Genomic DNA, 19451 nt, shown 5'->3' on the forward strand with positions numbered 1-19451 from the left:
ACGACATGACAGGGCATTTACTCGTTCGCGGGATGCTGGTGGGCTTGCTGGCCGGGATCCTGGCGTTTGGTTTCGCCAAGACCTTTGGTGAACCGCAGATCGACAAGGCCATCGCCTTCGAAGATCAGATGGCACAGATGCACGGCGACGCGCCGGAAGAAGAGCTGGTGAGTCGCGACGTACAAAGCACCTTCGGCCTGTTCACCGGTGTGGTGGTGTACAGCGTCTCCCTGGGCGGCATTTTCGCCCTGGTGTTCGCCTACTCCCTGGGCCGCATTGGCCGGGTTGGCCCCCGTGGCCTGGCGGCGCTGCTGGCGTTGGCGGCGTTTGTGACGATCATCGTGGTGCCGGGCCTGAAGTACCCGGCCAACCCGCCGTCGGTGGGCGACCCGGCGACCATCGCGCAACGTACCAAACTGTTCTTCCTGATGCTGCTGGTGTCGGTGGCGGCCGCCGTGATTGCGATCAACGCCGCACGCAAGCTGATTGCCAGCCGTGGCGTGTGGGCCGGCGCCATTCTGGGTGTGGCGCTGTACGTCGTGATCGTGTCGGTGGCCGGCAGTGTGTTCCCGACCATCAATGAAGTGCCTGAGCAATTCTCGGCGGTGTTGCTGTGGAAATTCCGCGTGGCCTCCCTGGGGATTCAACTGGTGCTGTGGACCACCCTGGGCCTGGTGTTCGGCGCCGTGGCCGAGCGCAAGTTGAGCCAGCCTCAGGCGCGTCTCAACTCCTGATGGCACCGGTAGCCGCCGACGGATCGGCGGCTACCGGCAATCATACCCCTGGCCGCGCCAGGTAAAACACCTCGTAGCCACTGCCCGGATGGCTCACATCCAGCGCCTTGCCCGACAAGGTGATCCGCACCAGCTTCCACGCCTGTACATCGAGCGCAAGGAACACCGCGAAGTTATCGCCGCTGTCTGCGATCTGTTGATTGCGCGCCTTTTCGGCGGCCAGGACTTGCCCACGGTCCGCCCCCGGCGCCAGCGCCCATTCCTCCCGATACAGGCTCAAGGCGTTGTGCGCCGGCCCACGCTGCACATCCAGCGGCAGCCAGGACTCAATGTGTGGCTGGCCAAAACTGTCGAGGACTTTCTGAAAACGCTCGCCGAGCAGAAAGTCCGCGGCCTGCAACGGGTCCGACCAGAGATAGACCGATGAATACAGGTTGCCCACGCCCGGCCCCTGCCCCCGGGTCTGGGCGATAAACGCCTTGAACAGCAAACCCTCGGCGTGATCCCACAACGGCCCCAGGCGGGCAGCCCGCTCACGGATGACACCCATGTCGTAATCGGCTGGCAAGCGGTGTGAATACTGTTTGGCAAACATCATGGCGCTCCTGTTCAGATGAGGGGCCAGCTTGCGCAACGGCCATGATTTCATCAAGATATCACCGGATATAAGTGTGATAAGGATTTGAAATGACCGACGCACTCAAGCCCCTGGATATCGACACGGTGCACGCCTTTGTACTGGTGGCCGATTTCGCCAGCTTCACCCGTGCGGCCCAGGCCCTGGGCACCTCACAGGCAGCCATCAGCCTCAAGCTCAAGCGCCTGGAAGACCGCCTCGGTTACCGCCTGTTGGTGCGTACGCCCCGGCACGTGAAGCTGTCGCCCCAGGGCGAGCAGTTCATCGTGGCCGCCCGTGCGCTGCTCAATGCGCATGAGCGCGCCTTGGGCGACATGGGCAACGGTGCACCGCGACGGCTGGTGATCGGCATCAGCGACCATGTGGCCGGGCCGGACCTGCCGCTGTGGCTCAGCCGCCTGGCGGCGTACGACCCGCTGGTCATCCTGGAGGTGCGGATTGCCTCCTCCCGGGACCTGGTCACGGCGTTTGACCGCAACGAACTGGACGCCGTGATCGTGCGCAACGAAGGCGATCGCCAGGACGCTGAAGTGTTGGTGGTGGAACGCTTTGGCTGGTTTGCCGCCCCCACCTGGCAGCACACGCCGGGCACACCGTTGCGCATGGCAACCATGGCCTCGCCCTGCGGCGTGCGGCACCTGGCAGTACGAGCACTGGATGAGGCGCGCATTGACTGGACCGAAGTGTTTGTCGGCGGTGGCGTCATGGCCGTGGGGGCAGCAGTCAGCGCCGGCCTGGGTGTGGCGGCGCTGGCCCGGCGGGTGGCGCCGGCGGGCGCTGTGGAGGTGAGTGAACAGTATGGATTACCGGCATTGCCCGTCAGTGAAATCGTGCTGCACAGCCGGATCAGTGATGGCCGCTCCCGCGAGACATTGCGGGCCTTGAGTGCAACCTTCAGAGGGGTTCTGGAGCGCTAGACTGCATCTGGGTGTACCGCCCGCGCACGAACTGCTCCAGTTCATCCCCCGGCAACGCCTTGCTGAAATACCAGCCCTGGATGATCAACTCCGAGCCCGACTGCAAAAACGCCAACTGCTCGGCCGTTTCCACACCTTCGACCACCACGCCGAGGTTCAGCGCCTCACAAAACCGCAACATCCCGGTCAACACCTGGGCGCCCTTTGGATCATGCTGGGCCACCACAAAACTGCGGTCGATCTTGATGAAATCCACCGGAAACTGGTGCAGATAGCTCAACGCCGAAAACCCGGTGCCGAAGTCATCGATGTACACCTTGGCGCCAATCGCCTGCAGCTTCTCGATCATCTGCCGCGTGCCCTGGATATCCCCCACCAACGCATCCTCGGTGATTTCCACCGACACCTGACCGTGGGCCTGGGCCAGTATCTCCACCAGCCGGTCACCGTAAGCCGGAGTGGTGAGGGTGGCGCTGGAAATATTGATCGTCATCGGCAACCCGAAGCCGACCTTCTGCCACTTCTGGTACTGGCGCACCGCCTGGGACGCCACCCACACATCCACGTCGGGCATCAGCCTGGCGTGGGCCAGCCATTGCAGGAATTCCCAGGGCGAATGCACCGTACCCTCGGCATCCCGGGCACGCATCAACGCCTCGCAACCGGTGCAGAGCCCGGTCCGGGTCGAAACCTGCGGCTGGAATTCGAGGTAAAACTCATAGTCGCAGATCTGCTGGATATGGCTCAACTCGCTGACCCGGCGCGCCTGGGCCTTATGGGAGGCCATCACCGGGTCCAGTTCCAGCAAGCGGCCTTTTTCTTCCAGGCCGCGAAAGGTCATGTCCAGCGACTTCAAATACACCGTGCCACCTTCCGTGGCCTGACGATGAATCGCCCGCACATAGGGCGCGTAAATCAGCGTGCCACCCCCCAGCAACAACACCTGCAGCACGACCGCCGCCAGGTCGCCATGGGTACTCAGGTAAGCGTTGAGCAACACCGGCGCAGTAAACGGCACACTGACTACCGCCGGCGACACCCAGCCCAGTTGCACCACTGTGATCGCCAGCATCGCATTGAACGCCGGCACCAGCAGGAAGGGAATGAACAGGCGTGGGTTGAGGATAATCGGCAGGCCAAACAACAGCACTTCACTGACATTGAACAACGACAGCGGCAGGCTGGCTATCGCCACCAATCGCATGGACTGGCTCCTGGAAAACACCAGGATCGCCAGCAGCAGGCTCAACGCACCGCCGGAGCCACCGATAAACGCGAAGCTGCCCAGCAAGCCGCCGTTCAACACATATTTGATCGGCTCGCCCGCCGCCATCGCCGCATTGTTGAGCGCCACGGCCTGGTCCAACACATCAAACAAAGGCTGCATGGCGTAGACGCCATGGATGCCAAAAAACCACAGCAGCGAATTCATCAGGGTCACAAACAAGCCGGTGCCATAGGGCGACTGCAGTGCGTCAAGCACCTGCGGGCCCTGAAGTTGCGCCACCTGGGGAATCTGCAACAGCAACGACAGCACGATCACCAGCCCGAGCGCCGTAATCGCCCCCGGCACCACCATATTGATGGTGCCCTTGAGGTTGTGGCCCACCAGGTCTTCGTTGACCAACCGGGTCCAGCGCCGCCGGTGCAGCCAGGCGATAACCGGCACATTGAGCAGCGGCGAGGCAATCGCGATAAACAACACAAAGGTCGCGGAGGCGCGAGGGAAATCCCGCAACACAAACGTGGCGATCACCACATGGGCCAGGCAAAGGAACGCTACCGGCAACTGCGGCAGGCGGTATTGAATCGCGAGCATGTAACCGATGGAAGCGGCCACCAGCAACGGGATCACCGAACTGATCTTGTTGTGAAGGCCCGCCAGGAAGGCCACCACCTGCGGGTCGAAACCCAGCACCCGGGCGCATTCGGACAGGATCAGGAAACCCGCCGATACCAGCAGGCATGGCAGGATCCACAACAGCCCCTCGCGTATGGCCCGCAACGACTCGGTGCTGGCCAAGGCTGCCAGCCGCTGGGTGAAGAAAAGCTTGAACAGCGTTTGCGCCATCACCTGTCCCTCGGTCGCTGGTGCCAGGGTCGAAAAATAACACCTGGCTGTCGCCTGATCACGGGGTAACGCTACACGTCCTGACACCGCGAGCGAAAGGTTTTTGCCTCCCCAGGGGCAATTATTCAGAATCGCCGTATGGGCCTGCTGCTTGTCGATTGCCTCGGGTTGGCCCATCCTTCGGCGCATTGGTTGTCGTAAAAAACGACGCTCTCTTCGAACGGACTCGACTGATGCTGCGATTCTCTCCCCTCATGGCCTGCGCGCTGCTCGGCCTGATCAGCCCGTTGGCCGGCGCCGCCACCCCGACCTTCCCGGATGCCCAGGCCAGCGACCCGGCCCGGCTGCAATGGATGGTCGGCGCACCACCGCCGGCAGACCGCACCCTGCGCTTTGAAGACGGCAGCTATTTCCGCTTCCCGGCCATGCGCTGGAGTGTCGCCCACTTTCGCCAATTGATGCCCACGGTGAATATCTCCCGAGGGCTGGGGGCGCCGCTGGTGTTGCCGCGCAAACTCGACCCCGGGCTCGACGCACTGCCCGTACAACCCGTGAGTGCCGCCCAGCCGTTGACGTGGCGCCAGAGCCTGGACGCCACCTACACCGATGGCATCGTGGTGATGCATCGCGGCACGGTGGTGTATGAGCGCTACTTCGGGGTGCTCAAGGACGACGGCCAACACGCGGCCATGTCGGTCACCAAATCGGTGATCGGTACCCTGGGCGCAATGCTGGTGGCCGATGGCACCCTCGATCCACAGAAAAACATCGTCGACTACGTGCCCGAACTGAGACATTCCGCGTTTGGCAGCGCCACCCTGCGCCAGGTGTTGGACATGACCACTGCCCTGGACTACAGCGAAGATTACGCCGACCCCAACGCCGAAGTCTGGGCCCACGCCCAGGCCGGCAACCCGCTGCCCAAACCCAAGGATTACACCGGGCCGCGCAGCTACTACGAGTTCCTGCAAACCGTGAAACAGCGTGGCGAACATGGCCGCGCCTTCGGCTACAAGACCGTCAATACCGACGTGCTGGGCTGGGTGATCGCCCGCGCGACCGGCCGCAACGTGGCGCAACTGCTCAGCGAACGCATCTGGAGCCGGCTCGGCGCCGCACAGGACGCCTACTTCACCGTCGACTCCATCGGCACACCGTTTGCCGGTGGCGGCCTGAACACCGGGCTGCGGGACCTCGCCCGGTTTGCCGAGATGCTGCGCAATGGCGGGCGCTTCAATGGCCAGCAAATCGTGCCCGAAAGCGTGGTGAAGGATATTCGCCAGGGCGGCGACAAGCAGGCGTTCGCCCAAGCCGGCTATGCTCAATTGAAGGGCTGGAGCTATCGCAACATGTGGTGGGTGACCCACAATCCGGACGGTGCCTTCATGGCCCGTGGGGTACATGGCCAGAGCATCTACATTGACCCCAAGGCTGAAATGGTGATTGTTCGCTATGCATCACATCCTGTGGCGGGCAATGCGGCCAATGACGGGGTGACCTTGCCGGCCTATGCGGCCATGGCGGCTTTTTTGATGACCCAACCAGACTGACCTCTCTTATCCTGGAGTAAACCTTTGTCCCAACCCGGCGAAAACCACCAGCTAGCCCTGGACCGATTCCTGAACGAGCACCCGGCCCTGGCCGCAGAACTGAATACGTTGAACCCCCTGGCGGCCCAGGCCAAGGGGGAAACCATCGAGCAGTACCGCGCCGAGCGCCTGCATGAAGCGTTTGAGGCTGAAGCCGAGCAGCAAGGCTTGTTTGCCTGGGAGCTGACGCTGAAACTGACGGCGCACTCCCCTGCGGAGTTCGAGGCCCAGCGCCTTGAGGTGCACAAGGAAGTGGCGCAAATGGCAGGCCTGAGTTGGACGGAATATTGCCAACTGCATGACCTGCCCGGCTAGAACCAGCGGCCCAGTCCCTGGCGGGTATCGCCGAGCACCTCGTGTAACTCATCAAGGGTGATGGCCCGGCGTTCGGGGTCGACCGCCAACGCCGTGCGTAATGCCGGCCAGCAACGGCGGGGTAATTGCCGGGGCCGGGGCGGACGTTCAGCGGGCTGGCGTCGGCCGTGTGCCAACTCATACAGCACACACGCCGCGGCATACAGGTCGGCACTGGCCGACAACGCTCCTCCGGCCAGCAACTCCGGCGCGGCGTATGCGGGCGTCCAAGCGTTGAAACGACTGCGACTCAAGCCGGGCGACCCCGTTGAAGCCTGCCCGCAAGCCTGGCCCAGGCCGAAATCAAACAAACGCAAGCCGCCATCGCCCACCATGATATTGCCGGGCTTCACATCCCCGTGCAGTACGCCGTGCTGATGGCTATGGCGCAGCGCATCCAGTAACTGCACGGCGATGCTTTGCAGCTCTCGCCAGGGCAAGCCACCAGGACACTCCAGCAGCAACCGATCCAGGGTCATGCCCTGTAGCAACTCCATGGTGAAGAAGGCGATCTGGCAGGGAGCGTCCACTTCAAACGAAAACACACGCACCACTTGCTCATGCCGCAGGCTACGGGTCAGGGCGAACTCGCTGTAAAGCAGCACATGGGCATCTGCAGACTCGCGGATGGCTTCACCCAGCACCTTGATCGCCACACGGGAGCGCGGCTCGCCAAACTGTTCGTGCAGCAGGTCCCGTGCGCGATAGACCACCCCCATGCCGCCTGCCCCCAACACACGTTCGATAAGGTAGCGCCCGGCCAGCAATTCGGGTGTGCCGTCACGCGGCGGGGTTGCCTGTGCCTCGGCAAAGGCAAAGTGGGTCACGTCGCTCACGACTGCACCACCACAGCGGTCAGGTTGTCAGCGGCGGCCCCCCGTAATACACCGGCGAACAGTTGGTCCAGCGCCTGCTGCGGGCTTCCCAGGCTCAATGCCTGGCCCAACTCGTAATGGCTAAGCGCCTGGTACAGGCCATCACTGCACAGCAGAAAAACATCCCCCGCCATGGTCCCGAGTTCCAATACCTGCGGATTCAGAGGAGCCCGCGAGCCGATGGCCCGGGTCAAGGCCCGTCCATCAGGATGAGCCCTGGCCTGTTCCAGGCTCACTCGCTGATCAACCAACTGCTCGAAGAGCGAATGATCCCGCGACAGCTGGTACAACGTCTGCCCGCGCCACAGGTAGCAACGGCTGTCACCCGCCCAGACACACGCGGCGCGGTCGCCCTGAAGCAGCAACGCCACTACCGTGCTGCCCATGATGCAGTCGGCGCCCTGGCCGGCCAAGGTTAACTCCTCGCCCAGCCGCCGGTTGAGCCATTGCAGGCAACGGCGGGTTGCCTCGACACGTTCGTCCAGGCTGCCCTGGCCTGGCAACGACGCCAGGCTATCGACCACCATCTGGCTGGCAATATCCCCCGCCTGATGCCCGCCCATCCCGTCCGCGACGGCCCAGCACCCGTTCCGGGGGCAATCGAGAAAGGCATCCTCATTGCGCAGCCGGACCTTTCCACGGTCCGTTCGGCCTGCGCTGTGCCAGCGGTCGAGAGGCCGGCTCACAACTGCTCCGGCAGGCGGAAAGTACGCCACTGCGCCATCTGAAACGGATTGGGCGTACGTCGGCTGGTCAGCAGGTAGTTGGCGCGCAAGCCCGCAAGGTCCGCCTTGAGGACCAGCACATCCTGCCCGCTGGAGGGTTCGCTCTGCATCAGGTCGAACAGACGGAACAGGGACCAGGCCCCGGTATTTTTTTCGAGGCCCAACGCCCGCTCACTGGCCCGCTCCAGCACCAGGCTGCTGCGACCATTTTCAACCTCGGTTGGCCATTGCATTGCCATGGGTACAATCGGCCCGTGCCGGTACTCCATCTGCTGATCACCGAAACGCAACACCGCGCGGCTCACCGACGAGTCCAGGCTGTAGGGCGCCAGCGTGAAACGAACCTGCAAGTCACCCGGCTCATCCGCAAAAAAACCGCGCCTGATCACCTGCACCTTCGCTTGCTGGTCGAGCAATACCCGTGACATCGGCAAGCTGCGCCCATCCAGGCTACGCAGCCTGTAGCGCCCTGCCTCACCGCTGACAAACGGCCTCAGGTAGCTGTCGAAAAAACGCGCCATCACCCCTTCCGGCTTAAAGAACTCCTGAAAATCGTTGAGGGAAACGTCGCTGCTGGCATGGGCATCGAACGGAAAACGCTGCTTGATCGCCTTGGCGTAAAACCCATACACCTCGCTCTGATAACGCTGGTTCACATGGCGATAGGCCTGGTCGAGCAACCGGCGCCAATGTTCGTCGGCCAGGCTTTCGAACCAGCCCGCCAGCGGCAATGGCAAACGTGCAGCAACGTTTCGCAGGTTACCCAGGGCGTCCTGCTGCCCCTGGATCCGCCGCTTGACCATTTCGAAGGCCACCGGCTCCGGCGCCCCTTCGCGATTCAAGGCCGCCAACTGCAAGTGCAAGTCGTTGAGTGCCTGCAGCATCCCGGTCAACTCGGTGCCCGGGTTTTGCTGGCTGTCCAGCAATTGGTGCAAGGGCTCGAAGCGGCGTTGCATGGCACGCCGGGCGGTATCGGGCAACGTATTGGCCAGCCCGGCAGCGGTCTGTACCCGCTCTGCCACAGCGCCCGGCAGTTTGGCAGCCAGCTCGTCCAGCCGCTCAGTGGCCGACGGTAAGCGCGTGTTGTCACGCACCTGTTGCAACAACTGCAACAACGGTGACTGGGCCGACGTCAAACTGGCGAGCTGCTCGGTACCTTGCCTGGAACTGTCAGTTTCACGCAGGCTAATCTGCCCAAGTGCCTCGCCCCAGGCATCCGCATACTCGCTGAAGTAGCGCTGTTCGAGTTCCACCATCAACCGTTGCAGGTCCATGGCGCTCAGGTCGGCGCCCTCTCCCAGTACCCAGTTATCCTGAACAATGGCGTTCACCAGTCGCGCGCCCTGCTCTTCGAAATGCCGCAAGTACTTGCGGGTATAAAACCCCGGAATGGGACGGTCGCCGCCATCAAATACCCGCCCGTGGGCAAGGCGCAAAGGTTCAAGGTCGCGGGCTTGTTCCCGCAGCACGCGGTACACCACATCGACCAGTGACTCGCCCCGCAACACGTGCCGTGCATGGGCCACCAGTTCATCATCGAGCGGCTGCACGAAGGGCTGTTCAAGCAAGCGGGCGAAGTGCCCATTCAAACGACTTTGCACAGAGGGCTCGCCGGCAAACCGTACCGACCAATGCCCCGCCACCCGCTCACGCAGCCAGCCGACATCCCGGCGTTCTCGCAGGTTGAGCATCAGGTACGCACGAAGGTTGTCCACCAACCGCTCACGATCGTCCAGGCTGCCCCGAACCTGCTCTTGCAGCATCTCGCTGACCTGGGACAGCAGTAACTGACCCAACGCCTGCTCATAGGCCTGCTCCAGTACGGAGCGGGTGACATTGCCCTGATACAAACCCATCCGCTCAGCCAGCCTGGCCTCACCCTGGGCAGGGAAAACCTGTGTGGCCGCCAGGCGATTGTCCAGCAGAGGCAAGAGTGCCAGGGTAGCGTCCAGGCCGGGCTGCGCGGTCGTGGGTGGGTGCACCAGACCTTGCAGTTGCTCCAGACGTTGATGATTGGAGGAGTAACTGTGGGTCCAAAGCAGTCCCGCCGTCCCGACAACCACTAATGCACTCAGCGCCATCAGCCCCTGCCGCCAGCGAATCCGACGCCGCTCCAGGCTGTCGAGGCCCGCCAGATCCGCTTCAGCCAGAATCACCCGGCTGAACAGGCCCTGGATAAAACGCGGCCGAGGTTCCAGCGCCTGTGGGCTACCGCCCGCACTGGTGAAGTAGAAGCCACGAAATCCGTTGGTGCGCTGATAACGCGGGCCGCAGAAGGCCACTTCGATATACAGGCTGAGACGCTCACCAATCCGGGCCGCCTGATGAGGGAAATCGAGCATCCGGCCACGCAGGTCGCTGTTACGCTCATGGTGCAGACGCTGTACAAGTTCACCGCTCAAACGCTGCAGCAGCGCTTCGAACGCCTGGCGGACCTGGCCATTTTCAATACCGGCTTTGCCCGGGACGATATATTCGCCGAGCACCGCGTCACTGCCCTCCCCCAGTGGATGCTCGAAGAACTCCGCAAACCCCGGCAGACGGTCGGCCTGGGTCACCACCAGATAGATCGGCAAATCCACATGCAACGTGTGCCGGATTTCCTGCAGCCGACTTTGGACCGCCCGCGCCTCCTTCTCCAGATCACGCTCGCTGCCATGGAGCAGTGTGTCCATGGACAGCGCCACCACCACGCCATTCAGCGGGCGCGTTCGGCGACGCGCCTTGAGCAGGCCCAGCAGGGTCGACCAGCCTGCGCCATCCACACTGCCGTCGGGCTGGGTGAGGTAGCGGCCAGCAGTGTCGAGCAACACGCCGTCTTCGGTGAAATGCCACTCACCGTAACCGGTGCCACCGACGTCTGTCGTCGCCATCGACCCGCCCCGATCCGGGAGCAATTGCAATCCACTGGCGGCCAACATTCGGGATTTCCCGCTGCCTTCCTTGCCGATCAGCAGGTACCACGGCAACGCATTGCGCCAACGCAGGCTGCGCTCGCCGTAAATGCTCGAGTTTTTCAAGGTGTACAGCGCGTCCTTGAAAAGACCGCGCAGATGCCGCTGCTCGCTCTCGACCAGCTCTTTACGCGGGCGCAGTTCAACATTGTCGACGGTTCCTTGCCGGGCCGTGCTGCGCCAATTGGCATACACCACCCCCAGGCCCCATAGCAAAAACAGCGCGCTGATCGTCAGCAGGCGCGCCGCTGCCGTTTGCCAGAATCGATAATCATCGACCGCCAGCAATGGCCCGAAGAACCACACGATCATCGCGACCGCGAGCACCAGCAACAGGCTCCAGACCCAAATCCTGCCCAGCACGGTGCCCGCGTTCCGGAAGAATGCGTTCATGAGTTGCTCCCTGCGTTAGAGGGGCGCCCGGGTAATATCCGGCGCCAATAGTTGATACGGTTGCAACGCCGTCTCGCGCTGCTGGTCCAGCACCCAGGAAAACCCCGAATACAGGGTCAACAGGCAGGCCACGACACCCACAGCGACCCAGGTGGCAGGCACCACCCTCAGTCGCCTTTGACGTGGCAGCTCCGTCCTGGGCGGAGGTGCGCATGCAGAAGGCGAGTCGCCCCGTACATGCCGGATCTGCCGATAGAGCGCGTCCCGAACCTGTTCAAGCTGCAACAGCCCGCGCTCCATCACCCGGTACTTGCCCTCAAAGCCGAGTGACAGGCACAAGTACATCAGCTCCAGCATCGCCAGGTGCTTGACGGGGTCTCTCGACATCCGCTCAAGCAGTTGGAAAAACTTCTCGCCGCCAAAGGTTTCGTTGTGAAAGCTGCTCAGCAGGCTCATCTTCGACCAATCGCTCTGGCTGCCCCATGAGGTGGTGACCACAGCCTCGTCGATCACACTGCACAGCACATACCGCGCCGCCATGACCTCGCTGCCCTGCGCTCCGTCATGTCGAGCCCTGGTCTCGAAAAGCGTGACCGCGGATGACAACCGTTCGTTGAGTGCCCGCAGGCTTTCCTCGGCGTTGCTGCGCTTGAGCTTCACCACCTCGGACAACAACTCCCAGGCAGGCGCTACCAAACCATTCAGGCCAACGTTGAAGTGCTCCGCGCCCTGCAATCGGGCGGCGTAAATCATCCGATCTTCCAGGTGTTCGAAACGGGGCGGCGAAGCGAAGTCGGTTATCGGCCCTTGCGCCGGGCCGCGCCCCTGTCGATCGAGCAGTACGGTTTTTTCATCCTGCGGGTATTCCCTGTCCATGGTCTCAGTTCCTGATGGCCCAGAATTTCAGTTCCAGTTCGGCAAATTCGCCGCTGACGTGGAAGGCAAACCCTCCCGAATGCTTCAACTGCTCGATGTCGCGGGCATCGAGTTCAAGCAAGAAATAGGTTTTTTCGGCATGGAACGGGATCTGCCGGGGAGCCACCGGCAGCGGTTTGACCTTGATGCCCGCCAAATGCAGGTTAACCAGCTCGCGAATCCGCTCCACAGGGCCAACCTTGAGGTGCGCCGGAAGCCGGTGGCGCAGTTCCTCGGCGTCACAATGTGCACTGGCGGTCAGAATGAAAGTCGCCGAGCCCAGCAGGTTGAGGTCGCTTACCGGGCACACCAATACCCCGTACTGGCGAGGTTGCAGCCCAAGCTCAACGGCATGCTGTTCAAGCACCCTCGACAACAGGCTGCGAATCGGCTCCATCAACCCACGAAAACTGGCGCCCTGATCACTGTGCCGGTAATGCCCCTCGAAGTGCGCACGCTTGCTGTCGCTGGCAAACGTCGCCAGCTCACCCAGGACCGACAGCAGTGTTCGATACAACGTTTCAGGGCTGACCTGGCTCAGGCTCAGGTAGTGACGCAAAACCAGTTCGGTGCGATTAATCAATTGCAACATCAGGAAGTCACCGACCTCCGCGCCGGCGGCAGAGCCGTTGGCGCGAATCCGCCCGGCGATGGCGTCTCCCCGGTAAGCGAGCAGGCTGATCACCTCCTTGAGGCAAGACAACAGGTACCCGGAGCCCTGCAGGTGAATGAAGGTCGGAATAAAATCGGCATCCAGGCGGATGCCCTCCTCGGTGCAACTGAGCACCTGCGCAACCTTGAGTTTCACGTAATGTTGGTCGCTGTGCTGCTCCCCCAGCAGCAGGCGAAAATCCAGCTGCCCGCAATTGACCTGACGGCGAGAGTCTTCCCCGGCGTTGGAGTCACTGACGTCTACCGCAAGGGTCTTGTAGCGCGCCACTACGTCGAGCTGTTCGGGTAGACGGGCTTCCACACAATTACTCGTGGTCAGCGGCAACGCCAGGTACACCGCCTGTTTTCCGGTATTTGCCGGCACCTCCAGCACCAGTGACTCCATGGCCCCGCCCAGCTCGAACAGGCTGCCATCCGGCAATACGCCACTGGCCTGGCTGACAACGATCTTGCCCATATTGAGGTACTGCACATCGATGTCCAGGGCCAGGAAACCCCAGGCATGGCGGCACAACAACTGGGTGCGACGCTTGAGTTGCTGATCGTGATACCGATCGTTTTGCTGAAAATGCTGAGGGCGCAGCAACATGCCTTCCTGCCAGATGACTTTTTGACTGTGCATGTCAGTCCCCCGCCCTGGCCGAGTGTGGGCTCGCTGACCGAATACCGGTTTGATCAAGCACCAGCTCGGCGCGCGTCAATTGCTGCACCGTCACCGGCAACACATAGCGCCATTGCGCGTGGGGCAAATCACGGTAAGCCGCCAGCACGCCGACATAGCGACTGCCCGGCTCCAGACTGAGTTTGAGGGTGGTGTGATCGCCGGGGCGCAACTCGAGCTCTTCGAGGTTCACCAGGTCTTTGGGCAGCGCCTGCGCTCCATGGCCGTAAAGGCTGAAAAAGTCCGCATGTTCGAAAGCCACTGGGTGTCGAAGCTCCATCAGCCGCACCACGATCGGCGATGGCCGGCCATGGATATCCGGGTTGACCCGCTCGCTGGCCGTCAGTGTCAGGTCCAGCTTGGTCAACTTCGAAAAGGGCGACAGAGAACACCCCCCCAACAAGCCGATTACGGCGCACAACAATGCAGCGGTGACTCGGGACATGACGATCATCCTGGATAACGGTGAAGGGTTGAGATCAGACGAATCTGCTCCTCGTAGGCCTTGCTGAAGTCACTGCCCAGCAGGCGCTCACTGAGATGTTCGTCCTCGATCAGCGCCTGGTAATGGCGTTGATACGCCCGCCAGTGGGTGCTACTCCGGGGAATCAGCGCAGGCTTCGCCTGACGCTCGAAGCACAGGAGCAGATGCCCCGGTGCAAAGGCCGCCAGAGCCCCGCGCACGGCTGCGCGGCAGGCCACCAGTAAAGCCACCTGGTGAGCCTGCATGTCGCGGTAGGCGCGCATGACCACCCTCTCGGCCGGCACCTGCCCCAACTGCCCGGTGCCCAGCAGCAACCCCAAGGCCTCACTGGCGTCAGAGCTGTCTCTGAAAAGATTGGGACTTTGGAGCGCCGTGTGGGTGGGTGCCAGTTTCAGCTCATGCTTGAGTTCGTTGCGGGTGCCCAGGTTCTGTTGCAACCCTTCAGTCATTTGCCTGAGCAACCCGGCCGCCTTGATCGCCAGCACCTCTCTTCCCGGCCCATCCAGGGTGTCCAGATCGATTCCAAGTGCCTGCGCAAACGCCGACCAAAATGGCTCTGAACCCTGGCTTGGCTGCGGCGCCTCCACGCTCATGGCAGCGTTGTGCCCCGGCTCCACAAGTTCAGGAACCGTCAGATGATCCCTGTCCGCGGCTGCATGATCTGTCCACTGCAATGCCTCATGGGACGTCATGACCAGAGCGGCCAACTCCTGCGACTCGTCTTCCCGCTGCCGTTCGCAGGCCAGTGCCCGCACCGGATCCAGGTCAAGAAATGCATCATCGGGTATCAGCGTGTGCAATCCGTCCTGGCCTGACGCCGTCGCCGGACTGACCAGCCATGCGCGGATATTCAGCGGCCCTAATTGAAAGACCGTGCCGTCGTCTATTGGTCGTTCCAGTCCCTCCTGCAAACGCTCACCGCTGCCTGCCAGGCGGGTTCCATTACTGCTGACGTCCGTCAGAAAGTACCGGCCGTCACGATAGCTAACCACCGCGTGACGGCTGGAAACCTGGCGGCTGGGGTCAGGAAGCGTCCAGTCACAACTGGCTCCCCGGCCTATGACACCGCCAACACGGTCAAAGGTTTTGCCCAGGGCCGGCGCTGAGCCTGCTTGGCCCACAGGACACACCTCAAACACTAGTTGCATGGCTGGACTCCCCTGCGCTCAACGGCCACGACTGATGGGCTGCGGGTCACCCAGCGGGCGGTAGTCACCGTCGTCAAAGACGTGATTGGTGTTACAGCCACCCAGCACAAACAACACAAGCACCAGGGCTTGCCACTGACAAACAGCCATGAGGTATCTCCCATTGGGGTGGGTCCCGCTTTCAGGCGGGCCATTGCAGGATTTGAAGGGGGCACCATTCAGCACTCTCCCCTGGCGTCGCCAAAGGGAATGTCCAGGCGTGCAAGGCGGTAAAGCAGCGTGCGCCGCGCGAGACCCAGCTCACGGGCAGTGCGGGTGCGATTGCCGCGGTTCTTGCGCAGGCAGTCGATCAAAACAACGCGCTCGACCCGCTCCATCCGCTGGCGAAACGTCGCGTCAACCGCTGGCGCACCGAGGCCGGACGACAGCGACAAATGCGTGGGCAGGATGACGTCGTCATCACAAAGCAGCACTGCTCGCTCCACCATGCATTTAAGCTCGCGAACATTGCCGGGGAAGCTGTGGCTGGACAGTTGGTCCAGGGCCGCACTCGACCAGCCTACCGGCGCCCGACCCAGCATCGCGCAGGCCTTATCGGCGAAATGCCGGGCCAGTTGCAGCACGTCACCGTCTCGCTGGCGCAGCGCCGGCAACTCGATAGGGAACTGCGCCAAGCGGTAATAAAGATCCTCGCGAAAGCTGCCCTCAGCCACCATGCCAGTGAGGTCCCGGTGGGTCGCCGCGAGGATCCGTACATCGACCTTGTGGGCCGTATTGGCGCCCAACGGCCGGATCTCGCCTTCCTGCAGCACCCGCAGTAACTTGGCCTGCAGTGACAGCGGCATGTCACCGATTTCGTCGAGTAGCAGCGTGCCGCCGTGGGCGGTGTCAAACAGACCGGCGTAATCTCTTTCAGCCCCCGTGAAAGCGCCCTTGCGGTAGCCGAACAACTCGCTCTCCAGCAAGCCTTCGGGAAACGCGGCGCAGTTTTGCACCACAAATGCCTTGTTGCTGCGCGGCCCGGCAGCATGAATGGCCCGTGCGACCACCTCTTTTCCAGTGCCGGTCTCTCCCCGCAACAAAACGGTGTAGGGGCTGTGCACCACCTTGCCAATCAAGCGACACGTTTCGTCCATCGCCGTGCTGTTACCAATCAAGCCGTAGGCGCTGGCGACAGGGGTACTGCGCACCACCTTCAAAGCGCCGCTGCCCCGGCGCATTCGCCGCAACATGGCCAACTGGTTCACGACAAAGCACCCCAATTGCCCGAGGGAGGCACCGTAGCCAGCCAGCTCCGTCGCTCGCTGACTGGCGCACAACAACACCCCGGACACCTGTTTGCCCTGCCCCGGCAATGGCACGCACAGCAGGGATTGCCAAGGCAATGTGGCAGCCGGCAGAAACCCCGTGTCATACACACTGTTGTCCAGCTCAATGAGGTTGATTACGCGGTTCTGTCCCAGAACGTACTGCAACAGTTGCTCGTTCTTGAAGTCCGTTGCCGGGTTTGCACCATCACCGGATGGTGGCCGTTCCGGAAAATACTGGGCAGCCAGATCGAGGCGGCCGGTGGCCTGATCCAGCAGGTACAACTGGCTGAGTTCGCACGCACTCAACTGTGCGACGGCTGCCGCAAAATCCTCGGCCAATGTCGATTCGTCGCCAACGATACCTAACCGGGCGAAACACCCCAGCAAGGCAGCAGCGTAATCCAGTGGGCCTGGCAGGTGGGTAAACAGGTCGTCCGTCATCAGCTGAACTCACAGACAACAGTGCCGTTGGGATCCAGCCTGGCGTGGGCAAACTCCAGGGACTTGCCAGCGGCCATCGCCTCCAGCAGTCGGTCCACCACCTGTGGCAACAGGTTCGCCTCGATCCATTGATCGACAAACCTCGCGCCACTCTCACTGTGGCTGCAGCGCTCGGCCATGTGGGTGACCAACGCCTCCGTGTGACTGAATGTCAGCTTGCGTTGAAGCAATCGATGCCCCAGGCGTTGAAGCTTGTTTTCAACCAACTGATGCAGCACTGCGCCCGCAACCGGGTAATACGGGACTACACGCATACGAGCCAACAATGCCGGTTTGAAATGAGCATTCAGGGCCGGCCGTATAGCGGTATGCAGCACCTCGATATCCGGTCGTTGCCCGTCGGTGCACAGCTCGGTGATACGTTCGCTGCCCAGGTTGGAAGTCATCAGGATCAGCGTGTTGCGAAAATCGATTTCACGCCCTTCGCCGTCATTGGCCGCCCCTTTGTCGAACACCTGATAAAACAGGTTCAACACATCCGGGTCGGCCTTCTCGACCTCATCGAGCAGCACAACGGAATAGGGCTTCTGTCGCACGGCCTCAGTCAGCACCCCACCCTCCCCGTAGCCGACGTAACCCGGCGGTGCACCGATCAACCGGGACAAGGAATGTTTCTCCTGGTACTCCGACATATTGATCGTGGTGACAAAACGCTCGCCGCCATACAACAGGTCGGCCAGAACGTGTGCAGTTTCTGTCTTGCCCACGCCGCTGGGGCCCACCAGCAGGAATACACCTACCGGCGCATCAGGCCTGTTCACGCCGGCCGCGACAGCGCGCAGGCAACGATCCAGGACCTGCACCGCGTACGTCTGCCCGAGAATGCGGCCACGCAGATCCTCGGCAACGTTCAGGACCTTCGCACTGTGTTCACGGGCAAGCTGTTCCTGCGGGATACCGGTCCAGGCACTGATCACCTGTGCCACCAACCGCGGGCACACTTCGAAGCTGACCAATCGTTGCCCGTGCTGCGCAGCCTGCAACGCTTGCCGGTTTTCAGCGAGGCTCTGTTCAAGGGCCTCAATCCGTTCGCCTCTGCCGCGGGATTCGGCCAGTTGCTGGCGCAGCGAGAGCACCTTCTCGGCCAGGTCGCGCTGGCAGGCCCAGCGTTGTTCAAGCTGTAACTGTGCGACCTTTACTTCTTCCAGTCGCCGTGTGAGTTGCTGCAACGCCGGTTCATCGATGGTCAATCCTGCGTCGGCATCCCGGCGCACGGCGGCCTGCTGACGCGTGCCTTCGGCCAGCTCGGCGCGCAGACGTTGCAGTTCGCCCGGTGCCGTCACCAGGCTGATACGCACCCGGGCACAAGCGGTGTCCAATACGTCCACAGCCTTGTCCGGCAACTGGCGGCCCGTCAGGTAACGGGCACTCAACTGCGCGGCGGCGACCACGGCATCATCGCGCACGTAAACGCCGTGACTGGCCTCATATACCGGGGCCAGCCCACGCAAAATCGTCACCGCATCCTCAATCATCGGCTCGCGCACGAGTACCGGTTGGAAACGCCGCGCCAACGCAGGGTCTTTCTCGAAGTATTTCTTGTACTCCGACCAGGTCGTGGCGGCGATGGTGCGTAACTCGCCACGGGCCAGCGCCGGTTTGAGCAGGTTGGCAGCATCGGAACCGCCCGGCTGGCCGCCTGCGCCCACCAGGGTATGGGCTTCGTCGATAAACAGGACGATCGGTTGCAAAGAGGCACCGACCTCGTCGATCAAGCCTTTCAAGCGTCGCTCGAACTCGCCCTTGATACTGGCGCCGGCTTGCAGCAAGCCCATGTCCAACGTGAGCAGACGCACGTTCCTGAGCACCTCTGGCACTTGCCCACTCACGATCTGCAGAGCCAGGCCCTCGACTATCGCGGTTTTCCCCACACCCGCTTCGCCTACAAGGATGGGGTTGTTCTTGCGCCGCCGCGCGAGGGTATCGATCATTTGCCGGATTTCGTTATCGCGACAAAGTACCGGGTCGAGTTTTCCGTCCCGAGCCTGGCGAGTCAGGTCATGGGTAAAACGCTCCAGCAATGAATGCCCGCCTTCAGGTGAAGGTGTCTGCGGGCTTTCACTCAAGACAAAACCGAGCACACGCTGCACATCAAGCTTGCTCAACACCACCTGGTATCGGCTGCCCGCGTGCTGCAACGGGTTGCGCAACAACGCCAGCAACAAGGCACCGTGCTCCACTTCGCTTCGGCCCAACTCCAGGCGGGCAACCAGCACCGCTTGCTGCAACCATTGCACCAACGCAGGTGAAAACACCGGATTTCGGGAGGCGCTCTGGTCGATCCTTGGTTGCAGCACGGCGTGCAGTTCGCCGGCATCCACGCCCGCGTCCTGCAGCGCACGCATCAACAGGCCCTCGGGATGCTCCAGGAGGGTCAACAGCAGGTCTTCCACCAAGACCTCGCCGCCACCGCGGGTCACACATCGTTCGGCGCAGCGTTCCAGATCGCGCCGTGTGGGCGCCGTCAATGCCTGGATAAGTTGTTGCAGATCCACATTCATCATATTCATC

General features: G+C 62.2%; 16 protein-coding genes. 4 read left to right on the forward strand and 12 right to left on the reverse strand.

The genetic code is table 11. The features are described from left to right. Nucleotides 1-5: 5 nt before the first annotated feature. Nucleotides 6-734 carry a CbtA family protein gene (locus MUM_RS0119900; protein WP_032882004.1) on the forward strand — a complete coding sequence of 243 codons (729 nt, stop codon included), beginning with the start codon at nt 6-8 and terminating at the stop codon, nt 732-734. Between the two features lie 40 nt (nt 735-774). Here the strand turns inward: MUM_RS0119900 and MUM_RS0119905 are convergent, their stop codons facing one another. Next, nucleotides 775-1329, reverse strand: a complete 555-nt coding sequence (locus MUM_RS0119905) for a DUF4865 family protein (RefSeq protein WP_010173282.1) — start codon at nt 1327-1329, stop codon at nt 775-777. A 92-nt stretch (nt 1330-1421) separates the two neighbouring features. Between MUM_RS0119905 and MUM_RS0119910 the strand changes: the two genes are divergently transcribed. Further along, nucleotides 1422-2288: a LysR family transcriptional regulator gene (locus tag MUM_RS0119910; RefSeq protein ID WP_010173284.1), complete on the forward strand. Its 867-nt coding sequence runs from the start codon at nt 1422-1424 to the stop codon at nt 2286-2288. Here the strand turns inward: MUM_RS0119910 and MUM_RS0119915 are convergent. Further along, the gene (locus tag MUM_RS0119915; protein WP_010173286.1) at nt 2266-4359 is read right to left on the reverse strand and encodes a PTS sugar transporter subunit IIC/EAL domain-containing protein; all 2094 of its coding nucleotides are present in this window, start codon (nt 4357-4359) and stop codon (nt 2266-2268) included. The two genes, MUM_RS0119910 and MUM_RS0119915, sit on opposite strands and share 23 nt — an antisense overlap. A 233-nt stretch (nt 4360-4592) precedes the next feature. Here MUM_RS0119915 and MUM_RS0119920 point away from each other — a divergent pair, with 233 nt between their 5' ends. Continuing rightward, nucleotides 4593-5909: a serine hydrolase domain-containing protein gene (locus MUM_RS0119920; RefSeq protein ID WP_029616017.1), complete on the forward strand. Its 1317-nt coding sequence runs from the start codon at nt 4593-4595 to the stop codon at nt 5907-5909. Between the two features lie 24 nt (nt 5910-5933). Next, a complete protein-coding gene (locus MUM_RS0119925; RefSeq protein WP_010173290.1) occupies nt 5934-6263 on the forward strand; it encodes a DUF6388 family protein in 330 nt (109 codons plus the stop codon). Here the strand turns inward: MUM_RS0119925 and MUM_RS0119930 are convergent. The 10 genes from MUM_RS0119930 to tssH all read right to left on the reverse strand — a co-directional run bounded on the left by MUM_RS0119930 (nt 6260) and on the right by tssH (nt 19444). Beyond that, nucleotides 6260-7138, reverse strand: a complete 879-nt coding sequence (locus MUM_RS0119930; protein ID WP_010173292.1) for a serine/threonine-protein kinase — start codon at nt 7136-7138, stop codon at nt 6260-6262. The two genes, MUM_RS0119925 and MUM_RS0119930, sit on opposite strands and share 4 nt — an antisense overlap. Then, the gene (locus MUM_RS0119935; RefSeq protein ID WP_029616018.1) at nt 7135-7863 is read right to left on the reverse strand and encodes a PP2C family protein-serine/threonine phosphatase; all 729 of its coding nucleotides are present in this window, start codon (nt 7861-7863) and stop codon (nt 7135-7137) included. The genes MUM_RS0119930 and MUM_RS0119935 overlap by 4 nt, the downstream gene beginning before the upstream one ends. Beyond that, the gene (tssM, locus tag MUM_RS0119940) at nt 7860-11249 is read right to left on the reverse strand and encodes a type VI secretion system membrane subunit TssM (protein WP_010173296.1); all 3390 of its coding nucleotides are present in this window, start codon (nt 11247-11249) and stop codon (nt 7860-7862) included. The genes MUM_RS0119935 and tssM overlap by 4 nt, the downstream gene beginning before the upstream one ends. Nucleotides 11250-11264: 15 nt before the next feature. Then, the gene (gene icmH, locus MUM_RS0119945) at nt 11265-12125 is read right to left on the reverse strand and encodes a type IVB secretion system protein IcmH/DotU (RefSeq protein ID WP_010173298.1); all 861 of its coding nucleotides are present in this window, start codon (nt 12123-12125) and stop codon (nt 11265-11267) included. Between the two features lie 4 nt (nt 12126-12129). Beyond that, nucleotides 12130-13458 carry a type VI secretion system baseplate subunit TssK gene (gene tssK, locus MUM_RS0119950; protein WP_010173300.1) on the reverse strand — a complete coding sequence of 443 codons (1329 nt, stop codon included), beginning with the start codon at nt 13456-13458 and terminating at the stop codon, nt 12130-12132. A gap of 1 nt (nt 13459) precedes the next feature. Then, nucleotides 13460-13942, reverse strand: coding sequence for a type VI secretion system lipoprotein TssJ (gene tssJ / locus MUM_RS0119955; protein WP_010173302.1), 483 nt, complete (start codon nt 13940-13942; stop codon nt 13460-13462). A gap of 5 nt (nt 13943-13947) precedes the next feature. Continuing rightward, on the reverse strand, nt 13948-15129 hold the full coding sequence (gene tagH, locus MUM_RS0119960; RefSeq protein WP_010173303.1) for a type VI secretion system-associated FHA domain protein TagH: 1182 nt from the start codon (nt 15127-15129) through the stop codon (nt 13948-13950). A gap of 18 nt (nt 15130-15147) precedes the next feature. Next, entirely contained in the window at nt 15148-15279 is a 132-nt protein-coding gene (locus tag MUM_RS0119965) for a hypothetical protein (protein WP_010173304.1), read from the reverse strand. A 68-nt stretch (nt 15280-15347) separates the two neighbouring features. After that, on the reverse strand, nt 15348-16880 hold the full coding sequence (locus tag MUM_RS0119970) for a sigma-54 interaction domain-containing protein (RefSeq protein ID WP_010173305.1): 1533 nt from the start codon (nt 16878-16880) through the stop codon (nt 15348-15350). Then, the gene (tssH, locus tag MUM_RS0119975) at nt 16880-19444 is read right to left on the reverse strand and encodes a type VI secretion system ATPase TssH (RefSeq protein WP_010173306.1); all 2565 of its coding nucleotides are present in this window, start codon (nt 19442-19444) and stop codon (nt 16880-16882) included. Before tssH ends, MUM_RS0119970 begins: the two co-directional genes overlap by 1 nt. Nucleotides 19445-19451: the final 7 nt, after the last annotated feature.

It is taken from the genome of Pseudomonas sp. PAMC 25886, from assembly GCF_000242655.1.
Lineage (GTDB): Bacteria > Pseudomonadota > Gammaproteobacteria > Pseudomonadales > Pseudomonadaceae > Aquipseudomonas.

Coding starts and splice junctions, on each gene's coding strand:
- MUM_RS0119900 (WP_032882004.1), top strand. CDS start 6: ATGACAGGGCATTTACTCGTTCGCGGGATGCTGGTGGGCTTGCTGGCC.
- MUM_RS0119905 (WP_010173282.1), bottom strand. CDS start 1,329: ATGTTTGCCAAACAGTATTCACACCGCTTGCCAGCCGATTACGACATG.
- MUM_RS0119910 (WP_010173284.1), top strand. CDS start 1,422: ATGACCGACGCACTCAAGCCCCTGGATATCGACACGGTGCACGCCTTT.
- MUM_RS0119915 (WP_010173286.1), bottom strand. CDS start 4,359: ATGGCGCAAACGCTGTTCAAGCTTTTCTTCACCCAGCGGCTGGCAGCC.
- MUM_RS0119920 (WP_029616017.1), top strand. CDS start 4,593: ATGCTGCGATTCTCTCCCCTCATGGCCTGCGCGCTGCTCGGCCTGATC.
- tssM (WP_010173296.1), bottom strand. CDS start 11,249: ATGAACGCATTCTTCCGGAACGCGGGCACCGTGCTGGGCAGGATTTGG.
- icmH (WP_010173298.1), bottom strand. CDS start 12,125: ATGGACAGGGAATACCCGCAGGATGAAAAAACCGTACTGCTCGATCGA.
- tssK (WP_010173300.1), bottom strand. CDS start 13,458: ATGCACAGTCAAAAAGTCATCTGGCAGGAAGGCATGTTGCTGCGCCCT.
- tssJ (WP_010173302.1), bottom strand. CDS start 13,942: ATGTCCCGAGTCACCGCTGCATTGTTGTGCGCCGTAATCGGCTTGTTG.
- tagH (WP_010173303.1), bottom strand. CDS start 15,129: ATGCAACTAGTGTTTGAGGTGTGTCCTGTGGGCCAAGCAGGCTCAGCG.
- MUM_RS0119965 (WP_010173304.1), bottom strand. CDS start 15,279: ATGGCTGTTTGTCAGTGGCAAGCCCTGGTGCTTGTGTTGTTTGTGCTG.
- MUM_RS0119970 (WP_010173305.1), bottom strand. CDS start 16,880: ATGACGGACGACCTGTTTACCCACCTGCCAGGCCCACTGGATTACGCT.
- tssH (WP_010173306.1), bottom strand. CDS start 19,444: ATGATGAATGTGGATCTGCAACAACTTATCCAGGCATTGACGGCGCCC.